We start from the raw sequence: 13,745 nt of genomic DNA, 5'->3' as shown, positions 1-13,745 counted from the left end.
GCACGTCAGGTTGGTGTGCGAGCACGGCGGCGCGGTCGGCGCTCGCGTTCCGGCCCCTGCCCGTGGGCCGGCGAACGTCGAGCAGCCTGGGCAGTCCGCGCCGCTGCTTCGGGTCAGGCTCCCGGCAGCCTTCGACCCACCGGAAAAGTTAGCGCTAACAACGTCATACGTCAAACGATTCGCATCGATGCACCTCGCCGCTCGACGGCGGCGATCGCAGGCAGCGTCAGCGGCGGTCGGGCGGCAGCCCGGGTCCCCGGACGCGCTCCTCGGCGGGGTCTACCGGGGCGGGGTCCGGCGCTCGCCGGGGTGGTTCAGCGGTCGCCGAGGCGGCGGGTCGCCCCGTCCATGCCGTCGTCGTCCGGTCCGCCGGTGAACTGAGTGGTCTCGTCCGATCGACCGCCGACGAACTGGGTCGTCGCGTCACCGCCGGGTCGACCGGGCCGGGGCGCCGGAGCCGGCGGCGTCAGCGGGCTGAAGGTGGGCGGCACGGGCGGCGCGCTCGGCACCGGCGGGCTGGAGATCGGCGGACCGTACTGCGGTGCCCCGGCGGCCGGCGCGTTGTACGGCGGCGCCGGATACTGCGGCGCCGGATACTGCGGCGTTCCGGGACCGTAGCTCGGCGGCACGGCGGGACCGAAGTTCGGCGGAGCGGACTGGGCGTAGTTCGGTCCGGTCGACGGGCCGTAGTTCGGCGGATGCGGGGCTCCCGGCGCACCGGGCCCGCCGGGCGGGAACTGGCCCGGCTGCTGTGCACCGGGCGGGAACTGGCCCGGCTGCTGTGCACCGGGCGGGAACTGCCCGGCCGGCGGGTGCGACGGGTAGCCGGGCTGGCCGGCGGCACCGGGGAAGCCGGCCGTCGCGGGCCGGGGCGAGCGCCAGCGCTGCGGCACGAGCACGGTGGCGCCCAGCAGCACGGCGACAAGTGTGGCGAACGCTCCGGACGGCGCGGTGAACGCGAAGTCGACGCCGAGGAAGGAGCGCGGCAGCACGTCGACCATCGACCCGAAGTCGACCATCGACCAGAGTGCCATGATCATGAAGAGCAGGCCGGCGGCGGCCGTACCGACCGGGGACCAGCGGGGCAGCAGCAGGGCGGCGAGCAGCCCGGCGACGACCGCGATCACGACGAATCCGACGATCATGTCCTCGGTCCGGGCCCGGGTGATGCCGCCGTTGAACTGGACCAGGCCGATCCCGGACAACACCCAGATGATCGGCGCGCTGACCAGCCCGAATACCAGGGATCCAAGGTGTCGCACTGCATCCTCCTCGCACCGGGTGCCTGCCGGCACCATATCCGGACCGGGCAACACCGGCCTCGGCGTGTCGGTCCGGGGCGGGCCGATCGGACGACCCGCCCCGGCACGGGTCAGCTTGTCGTACTGCCGGCGTCGTCGTGCTTCGTCGCGGTCCGGGGCGGCGCCGACCACGGCGATCCGGCGTCCCGGCGCGGCAGTGGCGGCAGGGGTTCGGTGTCCCGCTCCGGATAGCCCAGCGTCGGCGGCTTGACGTCGCTGTCCGGCGGGTTGTTCAGCAGGGACCAGTCGGTCGGGGTCTTCTCCTCCACATCGGACGGCGTCGGCGCGGGGCTGGCGGCAGCCGGCTGGGGCCAGCGACGCCAGCGCTGGATGCTGAAGGTCGCCATCACCAGCAGCACGCCGACCAGGAACGTCGTGCCGTTGTCGAGCACCTGCACCAGCGGCAGCGGGTCGCCGAAGACCTTCCAGTTCGCCGGCACCGCGTCGCGCACGGTGAAGGGGTCGACGAACAGCCCGACGTACGGCGCGACCAGCAGCAGGCCGGCGACGAGTGGACCGGCCGGGGAGAGCCGCAGCGTGCCGAGCAGGCCGAGCAGGATGCCGGCGACGCCGAGGTAGACGGCCCCCTGGATCAGGTTGGCCGTGTTGAACGTACCGACTTCCACCCAGCGGGTGACGGTGCGGGCGGACCCGTCCTGACCGAGCGCGATCAAGGCCCAGGTCAGTGGCGCCGCCACCACTCCGGCGAGGAAGCTCCAGAGATGTCGCATCCGCGCACCGTACCGCCTCGGACGCCGCCCGGCAGCCTGCCTCGGCGCGTCTTAAATCGAACTTGCTGATTGTCACCGTCCGGTGACCGGCGGACCGGGGTGATCGGGGTAACCGGCGTCACCGGCGCGGGCGGGGGTCCGGGAGATCGCCGTACCGTTGCGGCATGACCGAGCAGCCCGCGCCGCAGCCGTCCGGCAAGCCGACCTCGTACTCCCGGGTCACGCTCAGCCGGATCATGACGGCGGTCGACGTCAACCTCTACGGCACCGTGCACGGCGGGGTCCTGATGAAGTTCGTCGACGACGTGGCCGGGGCGTCGGCGGCCCGGCACTCCGGCGGTACCGCGGTCACCGCCGCGATCGACGAGATCGTCTTCGCCGAGCCGGTCCGGGTCGGTGACCTGGTGCACGCGCACGCCCAGGTCAACTGGACCGGCCAGACCTCGATGGAGGTCGGGGTACGGGTGGTCGCCGAGCGCTGGGACAGCGCCGAGGACGACCCGATCCTGGTGGCCACCGCCTACCTGGTCTTCGTCGGGGTGGACGTGGCCGGCAACCCGCGCCCGGTCCGCCCGGTACTGCCGCAGACCCCCTCGGACGAGCGCCGGTTCCGCGAGGCGGAGATCCGCCGGGCGCACCGGCTGGCCAAGCGCAAGGCGATCCAGGCACACCGGGGCGCCGCCGCCGACCCCTCGGTCGCCGGCTGAGCCGACCCCGGCGGCGACCCACATGGTCCAGGGGTCGGAGATGTGGGCCGGGCACGCGTACCGGTGCCGGCCTCCGGGCGGAGAATTGCGGGTCGGGGTACGGCAGTATGGCGACCGGGCCCAGCACACCGGTGTGCTGGCCGTAGGGAGGAGCAGGACCATGGTGGGCGAGGTGCTCTGGACGCCGCCACCGGCCGGCGAGGACCGGTCCCGGATCGGCGACTACCTGCGCTGGCTGCGCCGGCACCGGGGACTCGACTTCGACGACTACGCCGCGCTCTGGCCGTGGTCGGTCACCGATCTCGCCGGCTTCTGGCGCTCGATCTGGGACTACTTCGAGGTCCAGGCGCACACCGAGCCGACCGCCACCCTGGTCGACCCGACCATGCCCGGCACCCGCTGGTTCCCCGGCGCCACCCTCAACTACGCCGAGCACGTACTCCGGATGCCCGGGCTCGGCGACGACGAGCCGGTGGTGATCGCGCACAGCCAGACCCGGGCCCCGGTCACCCTCACCGCCGCGGAACTGCGCGAGCAGGTACGCCGGGTCCGGGCCGGACTGGTCCGGCTCGGTGTCGGCCGGGGCGACCGGGTGGCGGCGTACGCCCCGAACGTCCCCGAGACCCTCGTGCTGATGCTCGCCACCGCCAGCCTCGGGGCGGTCTTCTCCTCCTGCGCCCCCGAGTTCGGCACCCGCAGCGTGCTCGACCGATGGCGGCAGATCGCCCCGACCGTGCTGGTGGCGGTGGACGGCTACCGGTACGGCGACAAGCCCGTCGACCGGCGCGCCGAGGTGGCGACGATCCGGGCCGAGCTGCCGTCCCTGGTACACACGGTGGTGCTGCCCTATCTGGAGCCGGACGCCGCGCCGCCGGACGGGACGCTGGCCTGGGCGGAGCTGGCGGCCGGCACCGACGAGCCGCTGGCCTTCGCGGCCGTGCCGTTCGAGCACCCGCTCTACGTGCTCTACTCCTCCGGCACCACCGGGCTGCCGAAGCCGATCGTGCACGGGCACGGCGGCATCCTGCTCGAACACCTGAAGATGCTGGCCCTGCACCACGACCTCGGCCCCGGCGACCGGTTCTTCTGGTTCACCACCACCGGCTGGATGATGTGGAACTTCCTGGTCTCCGGCCCGGCGGTGGGTGCGGCGATCGTGCTCTTCGACGGCAACCCGGCGGTGCGGGCCGAGCCGGGCCGCCCGGCCGAGCCGGACCTGGGCACGCTGTGGCGGCTGGCCGCCGAGACCCGCACCAGCTACTTCGGCACCTCGGCGCCGTTCCTGCTGGCCTGTCGCAAGGCCGGGCTACGCCCGGCCGAATCATTCGACCTTTCCGCGGTCCGCGGGGTCGGTTCGACAGGTGCGCCGCTGCCGGCCGAGGGCTTCCGCTGGGTGTACGACTCCGTCGGCGCGCACCTGCGGCTCGACTCGATCTCCGGCGGCACCGACGTCTGCACCGGTTTCGTCGGCGGCGTGCCGCTGCTGCCGGTGGTGGCCGGTGAGATCACCTGCCGCTGCCTCGGTGCCCGGGTGGAGGCCCGGTCGGCCGACGGCGAGCCGGTGCTGGACCAGCTCGGCGAGCTGGTGATCACCGCACCGATGCCGAGCATGCCGGTCGGGTTCTGGGACGACCCGGACGGCAGCCGCTACCGGGAGGCGTACTTCGACGTCTATCCCGGGGTGTGGCGGCACGGCGACTGGATCACCGTCAGCGGGCGGGGCAGCTGTGTGATAACCGGCCGTTCCGACGCCACCCTCAACCGGGGCGGCGTACGCCTCGGCACGGCCGAATTCTATTCGGTGGTCGAGGGGCTGCCCGAGGTGACCGACTCGCTGGTGGTGCACCTGGAGGACGACGAGGGCGGCGCGGGCGAGCTGCTGCTCTTCGTCGTACTCGCGCAGGGGTTGGAGCTGGACGCCGAGCTGACCGGGCGGATCAACCGGGAGCTGCGTACCGGGCTGTCGCCCCGGCACGTGCCGGACGCGATCCACCAGGTCGGTGCGGTGCCGAGGACGTTGTCGGCGAAGAAGCTGGAGGTGCCGGTGAAGAAGATCCTCACCGGCGCGGCGGTGGACTCGGCCGCCGCCACCGGCGCACTGGCCAACCCGGAGTCGCTCGTCGCCTTCGAGCGGTTCGCCCGGCAGCGGACCGCCGGCCGGCCATAGCACAGGGCGGGGCGCCGGTCCCGCTGCGGTGTGACGTGGATTACGTCAACCGAACCGTGACCTTCTCCGCCGCCGCCCGGTCGTCCAGCCGGGCCGGGTCGAGGTTGCCGCAGAGCACCGTGCTGGCCCCGGCGGCCAGCGGGGCGAGCAGCCAGTCCACCGGGTCCGGGTGCCGGGCCGCGTCGACGAGCACCCGGTCACCGGCGTCGATGCCCAGCTCGGTGGCGCGTTGGATCGCCAGGTCGACGAGTACCGGGTCCTGCGGACCGGCCGCCGGGTACGGCGTGAAGTGGTCGCCGTGCCCGCGTACCTCGGTCACGTAGTCGGCCCAGCCCGGCGGCAGGTCCCGGGCCGGGGCGGCGAGCGGGGCGAGCGCGAGGGCGTACTGCTCACCGGCCGGCCAGGCCGCCGACTCGCCGATCCGGTCGACGGCGGCGAAGAGCACGTCGACAGGTCCCGGGGCCGACCCGTCGGGCCGGGCGCCGCTCACCGCCGCCCCGGTCGACCAGCAGCCGAGCAGCACGGCGGCGGTCTGCCAGTGCGGCGGCAGCAGCACGCCGACGGGATCGGCCGGCGCCACCCCGGCCGCGTCGACAAGCAGGTTCGCGGTCTTCGCCACCCAGTTCGCCAGGGTCGCCCCGGAGAGTTCGGTGCGGTCCCCGGAGGCGTCGTCGTACCAGGTCAGCAGCGGTCGGGTGGGGTCGGCGGCGGTCCCGGCGGCGAACAGCCCGGCAATGTTCTCGGTCATCGACCGGAACGATACCGACCACGGCGGCGCGGCACCGCCCGAGTCGGCGGCGTCGGGCCACCGGCATGACACCGCGTGCGACCGGCCGCGAAGACACCGCGTGCGACCAGCCGCGGAGAGACCGCGTGCGACCAGCGGAAAGACCCCGCGTGCACCACCGGAAAGAGGCCGCGTGCGGTCAGCGGAAGGACCGGCGCCGAGTCGTCGGAAGAGTAGTCGGGAGAGCGGCCGTCGAGTCACCGGAAAGACAGTTGCCCGACGGGTCGCAGTCGACGCTTCCGGGGCGGTCCGGCGTAGGCTTGGCGTAAGTGTTGTTCCCCACATCACACCCAGCCGAGGAGTCGCCAAGTGACCGCCGGTCGCCCGCCCCGCGTGCTCATTGACGCCACCAGCGTCCCCGCCGACCGGGGTGGCGTGGGCAGATACGTCGACGGCCTGCTCGGCGCGCTGGGCAAGTTGATCGGACCGGGGCTGGAACTGGCCGTGGTCGGGCTGCGCACCGACGTCGAGCGGTACTCCCGGATGCTGCCGGCCGCCGAGGTGATCCCGGCACCGGCGGCGGTGGCGCACCGGCCGGCCCGGCTCGCCTGGGAACAGACCGGGCTGCCGCTGCTGGCCCAGCAGGTCGGCGCGCAGGTGCTGCACTCGCCGTTCTACACCTGCCCGCTGCGGGCCGGCTGCCCGGTGACGGTGACCGTGCACGACGCGACCTTCTTCACCGAACCGGAGCACTACGACAAGACCCGCCGGACCTTCTTCCGCAGCGCCATCAAGACCTCGCTGCGCCGGGCCGACCGGGTGATCGTGCCGAGCAAGGCGACCCGGGACGAGCTGATCCGGCTGCTGGACGCCGACCCGACCCGGATCGACGTCGCCTACCACGGGGTCGACCAGGCGGCGTTCCACGCGCCGAGCGACGAGGAAAAGGCCCGGGTACGCGCCCGGCTCGGCCTCGGCGGGCACAGCTACGTGGCGTTCCTCGGCGCCAAGGAGCCGCGCAAGAACGTGCCGAACCTGATCCGGGGCTGGGTGCTGGCGGTCAAGGACCGGCCGGAGCCGCCCGTCCTGGTGGTCGCCGGTGGCCAGGGGCACGACGACGACATCGACCGGGCGGTCGCCGACGTGCCGGCGCACCTGCGGCTGCTCCGCCCCGGCTACCTGCGCTACGCCGACCTGCCGGGCTTCCTCGGCGGTGCGCTGGTCGCCGCCTACCCGTCCTACGGCGAGGGTTTCGGGCTGCCGATCCTGGAGGCGATGGCCTGCGCCGCACCGGTGCTCACCACGCCCCGGCTGTCGCTGCCGGAGGTGGGTGGCGACGCGGTGGCGTACACCAGCGAGGATCCGCAGCAGATCGCGACCGACCTGGCGGCGCTGCTCGACGACGAGGCGCGGCGGCTCGCGCTGGCCAAGGCGGGCTTCGACCGGGCCAAGGAGTTCACCTGGGAGTCCAGTGCCGAGGTGCATCTGGCGGCCTGGGGCCGGGCCCGGGCGTGACCTGCGGAGAGCCCGTTCAAGGCGGTACGACCCCGGACGGTGATCGGGTGTTATCAGCCGGTGTGCGCGCCCCGCAGCGAGCGGGCAGGGCATGATGTGGCGATGTTCTACGCCGTGATCCCGGCTGGCGGCAGTGGCACCCGTCTGTGGCCACTCTCCCGCGCCGGCCGCCCCAAGTTCCTCCTCCCGCTCACCGGCTCGGACGAGTCGCTACTCCAGGCGACCGTACGCCGGGTGCGTCCACTTGCCGGTCCGGACAACACGTACGTGGTCACCGGTGCCGCGCACGCGGTCGCGGTGGCCCGGCAACTGCCCGACGTACCCGAGGAGAACGTCCTGGTCGAACCCTCCCGCCGGGACTCCTGCGCGGCGATCGGGCTGGCGGCGGCGATCATCGCCCGGCGCGACCCGGACGCGGTGATGGGCGCCTTCTCCGCCGACCACGTGGTCGGCGACCAGACCCGTTTCCTGGAGGTGCTCGGCGCCGCCATCGCGACCGCGCAGGACGGCCTGATGGTGGCGGTCGGCATCACCCCGACCCACCCGGAGACCGGCTACGGCTACCTGGAGTCGGGTGAGCCGATCGGCGACGGCCCGGCCCGGCGGGTGGTCCGGTTCAAGGAGAAGCCGGAGTACGACCTCGCGGTCAAGTACGTCGAGTCCGGCCGCTTCTACTGGAACGCCTCAATGTTCGTCTGGCGGGTCGACGTCTTCCTCGGTGAGCTGGCCCGGCAGCAGCCGGCGCTGTACGCCGGGCTGACCGAGATCGCCGCCGCCTGGGGCACCCCGGAGCAGGCGGCGGTACTCGACCGGCTCTGGCCGCAGCTGACCAAGATCTCGGTGGACTTCGCGGTGATGGAGGGTGCCGCCGAGCGTGGCCTGGTCGCCACCGTCCCGGCCGACTTCCGGTGGAACGACGTCGGCGACTTCCACACCCTCGGCGAGGCGCTGACCGGCGACGACGCCAGCAACGTGGTGCTCCGGGAGGGGCCGGACGGGACGGCACCGGCCGGCCGGGTGGTGCTCCGGGACACCGAGCGCACGGTGGTGGTGACCCAGTCGGACCGGCTGGTGGTGACCCTCGGGGTGCAGGACACCGTGGTCGTCGACATGCCGGACGCGCTCTTCGTCTGCTCCCGCTCCCGGGCCCAGGAGGTCAAGGAGATCGTCGCCGCTCTGGAGGCGGAGGAGGCGCACCCGTACCTGTGAGTCAGCCGACCCCGGCGGACGCCTCGGGCGCGGGTCCGGGCAGCTGGCGGGCCCGGGCGAAGACCGCGAGTGCCGGTGCCACCAGTTCGGCGGTGGCGCCGGCCAGCGGCTCCGGGAGCGCGTCCGGCGGGAACCAGCCGAGTTCCACCGACTCGGCGCTCACCCGCTCGACCGCGCCGGCCGGGGCGACCGCGGCGAAGCGTACGTCGTAGTGCCGCGAACCGCCCTGGCAGGCGACCTCGTGGATGTCCAGGTGGATCGGGGCCGGGTCGAGCCACAACCCGGAAATGCCGGACTCCTCGGTCGCCTCGCGCAGCGCGGCACCGGCAAGTGTCCGGTCCTCGGGCTCGCAGTGCCCGCCGAGCTGTACCCAGCGGCGGAACCGGCCGTGCAGGCAGAGCAGCACCCGGCCGCCGGTCGCGTCCAGCACCAGGGCGCTGGCGGTGACGTGGCCGGCCCGGTGTGCCCGGGTCAGCGCGGCCGGGCCGCCGTCGGCGAGCAGCCGCAGGGTCCGGTCCCGTGCCCCAGCTACCACCGTGGTGGGCGGCTGCCAGGCGCTGAGCAGGGCGATCGTGTCGGCGTAGAGGGCTTCGGGCACACCGCCACCCTAGTGCCGGGTTCGTAAAATGATCGGTATGACCTGCCTTCCGCGTACCGTCGAGCTGGCCGTCGCCGGCAACGAGGCGAGCGACCTGCTGCCGGTACGCGCGCCGGAGGTGCTCGCCGCGTACGGCGCCCGCCGGGCGTTCTGGACCGTACTCGACGAGGGGCCGGTCGAGGACTGCCTCGCCCTGCTTGTCGAGCGGCCCGACGGCGGCTGGTCGACCCACCACCTGCCGATGGACGCCGGTGCCGAGACCGGCCGGACCGAGGACGGCGAGGCGCTGGCCCGGCACGACGGCTGGGTCTACGTCTTCGGCTCGCACTTCGGCTCCAAACGCGGCCCGTTGCGCCCTCGGCGGGCCTTCGTGGCCCGGTTCCGGGAGGCCGATGCCGCCGCCCCGCTGCCCCGGCTGCACGTGGTGCGCAACCAGTTCCGGCTGCACCGGGCGGCGAACGACGCCCTGCTGGCCGCCGGGTTCGGCATCGTGGCGGCGGGGGAGCGGGTGCGGCACCGCTTCATCGCGGCGACCCGGGACCGGGGCACCGCCCGGGCGAAGACCTGGGTCGGCCGGCTCGCCGAGGACGACCTGCCGATCAACCTGGAGGCGGCGGCGTGCACGCCGACCGGCAACGTGCTGCTCGGACTGCGTTTTCCGGTGACCGGGCGGGGTGAGCCGATCCTGCTGGAGGTGGCGGGGCTGGCCGGGATGTTCGACCGGCGGAGCTGGCCCCGGGTCGTCGGGGCGTACGCGTTGACCGGGGTGACCCGGCCCGGTGAGCTGACCGGCTTCCGGGCGCTGTCGGCCCGCGACGACGGCGGGTACGACGCGGTGGTCGGCTCGATCGACGCCCTCGGCAAGCGCTCGGTACTGCTCGACGACCATCCGGCCGGCGGCGACGTGACAAGCCGGCACGTGCGGTTCCACGGGCCGCCCGACGGTGCGGCCGGTGGCCCGCTCGCCGGTGAGCTGGTCGCGGACCTCGGCCCGCTGCACAACGTCGAGGGACTGACCGAAATGGACGGTGCGCGCTACTACGTGACCGACGAGGACCACCGCGTCGCGCTGCTGATCACGCCGGCCTAGGTTGCCCAGCGCGGAAGGGGGTGTGGGAAGCGACATCCCGGACAGTGCCCTTCACGGACCACCGCCCGCGAACCCTCGTGGCGACCGTCCGGGTGCCGCGTTCCTCCCCTGCCCCCTGGAACGCCGCAGGGCTGTCCGGTTGTACGGGACACCGGTGACCCTGTCGGCCTAGTGAGCATGCCTGCTGGCTCCGCCGGGCGTCGAGGTCTTTCAGCCTGAGCTGAAAGACGCTGATAGATCGCGCCGGGTAGAGTGCGAATGGTCGCCGGGCCACCCCCATCCGGCGATTCGGGGAGTGCGCGCCATGCTGCGGATCTTCTTCTCCAGCGAGGACATCGCCCGGACCCGGGTCGCCCCTGCGGCGGACCAGGTCTGGGAGCTGGTCCTCAGCCTGCACCTGCTACAGGGGCGCAGCCGGGACCCGATGATGGCGGGCTGGCGGCGGGGCGTCTCCGGCGGGCTGCGCCGGGACACCGTACCGGGCCAGTTGCGGCTGCTCTTCGCGCTCAACCCGCCCCGGGGCTACTTTCCCGACTTCCTGACCCCCTACCACAGCATGTACGGCCTGGCGGCCGGGCTGGACGCCGTACGCTCCACTCCGATCGGGGCACTGGAACGGGACCTGACCGTACTGGCCGGGGAGAGCCCGCTGCCGCTGCCCGGCTCGGCGAGCGCACTGGCCAGGGGCGACGTCGAGATACTGGAACACCTGACCGACTCGATGCGGCTCTACCAGGCGACCGCGATCGAGCCGTACTGGGACCGGATCCAGGCGGCGGTGGAGGCGGACCGGTCACGGCGGGCCCGCGCCCTGCTCGACGGCGGTACCGAGGGGCTGCTGGCCAGCCTGCGCCCGGCGATGCGCTGGGACGCGGGCGTACTGGAGGTGCCGGACTATCCCGCCGACCGGGAGCTGCACCTCGACGGGCGCGGCCTGCTGCTGGTGCCGTCGTTCTTCTGCGCCCGCATCCCGGTGACACTGCTCGACCCGGAGCTGCCGCCGGTGCTCGTCTATCCCGTCGACCGGTTGGGCGGGCTGACCCCGGCTCCCGGCGAGGGCGTCGGTCCGGTGCCGGCGACCGGTCGGGAGGAGAGCCGGGTGGCGCTGGCGGCGCTGATCGGGAAGACCCGGGCCCGGGTGCTGGAGGTGGTCGGCGACGGCTGCTCGACCGGCGAGGTGGCCCGCCGGCTGAACATCTCGGCGGCGGCGGCCAGCCAGCACACCGGGGTACTGCGCAACGCCGGGCTGCTGGTCAGCCACCGCGACCGCAACACGGTGCTGCACAGCCTCACCCCGCTGGGCAGGGCGATGCTCAACGGCTGAGCCCGTCCTCGGCCGGCGGGTCAGTGGTCGCCGGCGCTGGCGGGTGCGGTGCCGGCGGGTCGATGCTCGTTGGCGTTGGCGTTGGCGTTGGCGTTGGCGTTGGCGTTGGCGGTGCCGGCGGGTCGGTGGTCGCCGGCCGGTGCGGCGGTGAGCAGCAGGGTCGCGCCGATCCGACCGGCCGGTGCCGGCAGCACGGCGGAGCCGAGACCCTCGGCGGCCAGCGCGGCCCGCAGCCGGTGCAGGTCGGCGCCGAACCGGATCAGCACCCCGGGATCGGTGCCGGCCGGGCCGGGAGGCGCACAGTCGAGCAGCCCGACACCGGCGGCGTACGCCTGGCCCGGGGCGGTCGCGTCGAGCCGGGTGCGTACCCGTGCCTCGTCGGTGACAAGCGTGCAGACCGTGCCGGGCGCCACGACGCCGGCCACCGTGCCCAGCGCCCGGTCGACCGCCGCCCGGCCCGGCCCGGCGTCGGTGCCGTCCAGCACGGCCGGCACCACCGGGCGGCCCGGTCCGTCGGCCGGCGACTCGGCGAGGGTGGCGGCGGCGCGCAGTCCGTCGGCCCGCGCCTCGGCGGTACCCAGCGCGAAGAGGTCCTGCTCGGCGTTGCGGACCAGCACCGCCGCGCCCGGCCCGTCGTCCGGGTCGGCCGCGCCGAGATAGCCGCGTACCACGGCCACCGGCACCTGGTCGCACTTGCCCTTGACCAGTTCACCCGCGCCGGCCAACTCGTCGACCACGGCCATCTGGGTGATGTTGAGCTTGTTGCCGTACGGGTCGACCTCGCCCCGGTGGTCGCGGACCGCCGGCATCCCGGCGACCCCGAGCGCCACGTCGGTCAGGCCGTTGCGCCACGGTCGGCCCATGGTGTCGGAGACGATCACCGCCACGTCGGCGCCGTGCCGCTCGCGGATCGCGGCCCGCAACGCCCGCGCGGAGGCGTCCGGGTCCTTCGGCAGCAGCACCAGCCGGGAGCGGTCCACGTTGGAGGCGTCGATCCCGGCGGAGGCCATCACGAAGCCGTGGTGGGTCTGCACGATCCGGGTCGCGCCGCGCCGGGCCACCGGCCGGGCGGTCTCGCCGGCCAGCACCTCGGCCCGGGCCGCCTCCCGTTCCGGCCCGTCCACCGGTACGTCGACAAGCCGGCCCTCCGCCTTGGAGACGATCTTGCTCGTCACCACCAGCACGTCGCCGTCGCGCAGCCAGGGCGCGGCGGTCGCGATCAGCGCCGACAGGTCGTCGCCCTCGGTGACGTCGCCGATGCCGAGCACCGGCAGCACCTCAAGTCTCATCCCAGCTCCACGGCTTTCGTCGTCCGCCCGGCTTTCGTCGTCCGCCCGGCTTCGGTCGTCCGCCCGGCTTCGGTCGCCGGCCGGGCGGCACGGGTCACGCCAGCTCCAGGGCGGTCCGGACCATGGCCGCGGTCGCCGCCTCGTCGGTCATCCAGAGCGGGGCCGCCCGCACGGTCACCCCCTCGACCTCGGTGCCGGCATCGGTGCTGTCCACCAGCCAGGCGTCCAGGATGCCACCAACCGACCGGGCGCCGTACAGCCCACCCACCCCGGCCGCCGTGCAGGGCACGCCGAGCACCGCCAGGCAGCGGTCGGCCATCCCGCGCACCGGTGCGCCGCCGATGATCGGCGACACCCCGATCACCGGTGCGGCGCCGGTGACCAGCGCGTCCCGCAACTCGGGTACGGCGAGTACCGGCGCGATGCTCACCACCGGATTGCTCGGGGCGAGCAGCACCACGTCCGCGCCGGACAGCGCGTCGAGCACCCCGGCCGCCGGCTTGGCCGCCTCGGCGCCGACGAAGACGAACCGGGAGGTGGGCAGTTCGCCCCGGTGGCGTACCCACCACTCCTGGAAGTGGATCGCCCGCTGGGTGCCCGGCGGGTCCCCGTCCGGGTCGGTCACCACGACGTGTGTCTCCAGGCGGTCGTCGGTGGCGGGGAGCAGGCGTACCCCCGGTTGCCAGCGGGCGCAGAGTGCCTCGGTGACCGCCGAGAGGGGGTAGCCGGCGTTCAGCATGGTGGTCCGGACCAGATGGGTCGCCACGTCCCGGTCACCGAGGCCGAACCAGGTCGGCTCGGCGCCGTACGCGGCGAGTTCCTCCTTGACCGTCCAGGTCTCACCGGCCCGGCCCCAGCCCCGTTCCCGGTCCGCCCCGCCGCCGAGGGTGTACATCACACTGTCCAGGTCCGGGCAGATCCGCAGGCCGTGCAGTACGACGTCGTCGCCGACGTTCACCACCGCGGTCACCTCGGCACCGGCCTGGCGGGCGTACGCGCGCACGCCGGTCAGGAAGCGGGCCCCGCCGATGCCCCCGGTCAACACCACGATGCGCATGACGTCCATCCTCGCCCATCGACGCGGAGC

The 13,745-nt window shown here is 73.9% G+C and carries 12 protein-coding genes; 6 read left to right on the top strand and 6 right to left on the bottom strand.

Features of this window, described 5'->3' with window-relative positions; all coding sequences use genetic code 11:
* Window positions 1-314 precede the first annotated feature (314 nt).
* Together O7626_RS27860 and O7626_RS27855 are read right to left on the bottom strand one after the other, a co-directional pair.
* Window positions 315-1,262, bottom strand: coding sequence for a hypothetical protein (locus tag O7626_RS27860; RefSeq protein WP_278064038.1), 948 nt, complete (start codon window positions 1,260-1,262; stop codon window positions 315-317).
* Between the two features lie 110 nt (window positions 1,263-1,372).
* The gene (locus O7626_RS27855) at window positions 1,373-2,032 is read right to left on the bottom strand and encodes a hypothetical protein (RefSeq protein WP_278064037.1); all 660 of its coding nucleotides are present in this window, start codon (window positions 2,030-2,032) and stop codon (window positions 1,373-1,375) included.
* A 164-nt stretch (window positions 2,033-2,196) separates the two neighbouring features.
* On the opposite strand from O7626_RS27855, the gene O7626_RS27850 reads away from it, so the two are divergent.
* Window positions 2,197-2,739 carry an acyl-CoA thioesterase gene (locus tag O7626_RS27850; protein ID WP_278064036.1) on the top strand — a complete coding sequence of 181 codons (543 nt, stop codon included), beginning with the start codon at window positions 2,197-2,199 and terminating at the stop codon, window positions 2,737-2,739.
* Between the two features lie 163 nt (window positions 2,740-2,902).
* Window positions 2,903-4,906, top strand: coding sequence for an acetoacetate--CoA ligase (locus tag O7626_RS27845; RefSeq protein ID WP_278066342.1), 2,004 nt, complete (start codon window positions 2,903-2,905; stop codon window positions 4,904-4,906).
* A gap of 40 nt (window positions 4,907-4,946) precedes the next feature.
* Here O7626_RS27845 and O7626_RS27840 read toward each other — a convergent pair whose 3' ends face one another.
* On the bottom strand, window positions 4,947-5,654 hold the full coding sequence (locus tag O7626_RS27840) for a TIGR03089 family protein (protein WP_278064035.1): 708 nt from the start codon (window positions 5,652-5,654) through the stop codon (window positions 4,947-4,949).
* A 348-nt stretch (window positions 5,655-6,002) separates the two neighbouring features.
* Here O7626_RS27840 and O7626_RS27835 point away from each other — a divergent pair, with 348 nt between their 5' ends.
* On the top strand, window positions 6,003-7,148 hold the full coding sequence (locus tag O7626_RS27835) for a glycosyltransferase family 1 protein (protein WP_278064034.1): 1,146 nt from the start codon (window positions 6,003-6,005) through the stop codon (window positions 7,146-7,148).
* A gap of 102 nt (window positions 7,149-7,250) precedes the next feature.
* Window positions 7,251-8,357 carry a sugar phosphate nucleotidyltransferase gene (locus O7626_RS27830; protein WP_278064033.1) on the top strand — a complete coding sequence of 369 codons (1,107 nt, stop codon included), beginning with the start codon at window positions 7,251-7,253 and terminating at the stop codon, window positions 8,355-8,357.
* 1 nt (window position 8,358) lies between these two features.
* On the opposite strand, the gene O7626_RS27825 is transcribed toward O7626_RS27830, so the two are convergent.
* On the bottom strand, window positions 8,359-8,928 hold the full coding sequence (locus tag O7626_RS27825) for an NUDIX domain-containing protein (RefSeq protein WP_278066341.1): 570 nt from the start codon (window positions 8,926-8,928) through the stop codon (window positions 8,359-8,361).
* A 64-nt stretch (window positions 8,929-8,992) separates the two neighbouring features.
* On the opposite strand from O7626_RS27825, the gene O7626_RS27820 reads away from it, so the two are divergent.
* Both O7626_RS27820 and O7626_RS27815 read left to right on the top strand, forming a co-directional pair.
* A complete protein-coding gene (locus O7626_RS27820) occupies window positions 8,993-10,045 on the top strand; it encodes a hypothetical protein (RefSeq protein ID WP_278064032.1) in 1,053 nt (350 codons plus the stop codon).
* A 304-nt stretch (window positions 10,046-10,349) separates the two neighbouring features.
* Window positions 10,350-11,369, top strand: coding sequence for a winged helix-turn-helix domain-containing protein (locus O7626_RS27815; RefSeq protein WP_278064031.1), 1,020 nt, complete (start codon window positions 10,350-10,352; stop codon window positions 11,367-11,369).
* A gap of 20 nt (window positions 11,370-11,389) precedes the next feature.
* Here the strand turns inward: O7626_RS27815 and O7626_RS27810 are convergent, their stop codons facing one another.
* Window positions 11,390-12,658 (bottom strand): coenzyme F420-0:L-glutamate ligase, encoded by a 1,269-nt coding sequence (locus tag O7626_RS27810; RefSeq protein WP_278064030.1) that lies wholly within the window; start codon window positions 12,656-12,658, stop codon window positions 11,390-11,392.
* A gap of 94 nt (window positions 12,659-12,752) precedes the next feature.
* Window positions 12,753-13,715 carry a 2-phospho-L-lactate transferase gene (gene cofD, locus O7626_RS27805; protein WP_278064029.1) on the bottom strand — a complete coding sequence of 321 codons (963 nt, stop codon included), beginning with the start codon at window positions 13,713-13,715 and terminating at the stop codon, window positions 12,753-12,755.
* Window positions 13,716-13,745 lie beyond the last annotated feature (30 nt).

It is taken from the genome of Micromonospora sp. WMMD1102 (genome assembly GCF_029626265.1).
Lineage (GTDB): Bacteria > Actinomycetota > Actinomycetes > Mycobacteriales > Micromonosporaceae > Plantactinospora.
Note: the sequence above shows the minus strand (reverse complement) of the source record. Positions and strands in the feature narration are given on the sequence as shown.

Bases quoted from the DNA above. Each gene is read 5' to 3' on its own strand.
- O7626_RS27855 (WP_278064037.1), bottom strand. From the start codon at position 2,032: ATGCGACATCTCTGGAGCTTCCTCGCCGGAGTGGTGGCGGCGCCACTG.
- O7626_RS27850 (WP_278064036.1), top strand. From the start codon at position 2,197: ATGACCGAGCAGCCCGCGCCGCAGCCGTCCGGCAAGCCGACCTCGTAC.
- O7626_RS27840 (WP_278064035.1), bottom strand. From the start codon at position 5,654: ATGACCGAGAACATTGCCGGGCTGTTCGCCGCCGGGACCGCCGCCGAC.
- O7626_RS27830 (WP_278064033.1), top strand. From the start codon at position 7,251: ATGTTCTACGCCGTGATCCCGGCTGGCGGCAGTGGCACCCGTCTGTGG.
- O7626_RS27820 (WP_278064032.1), top strand. From the start codon at position 8,993: ATGACCTGCCTTCCGCGTACCGTCGAGCTGGCCGTCGCCGGCAACGAG.
- O7626_RS27815 (WP_278064031.1), top strand. From the start codon at position 10,350: ATGCTGCGGATCTTCTTCTCCAGCGAGGACATCGCCCGGACCCGGGTC.
- O7626_RS27810 (WP_278064030.1), bottom strand. From the start codon at position 12,658: ATGAGACTTGAGGTGCTGCCGGTGCTCGGCATCGGCGACGTCACCGAG.
- cofD (WP_278064029.1), bottom strand. From the start codon at position 13,715: ATGCGCATCGTGGTGTTGACCGGGGGCATCGGCGGGGCCCGCTTCCTG.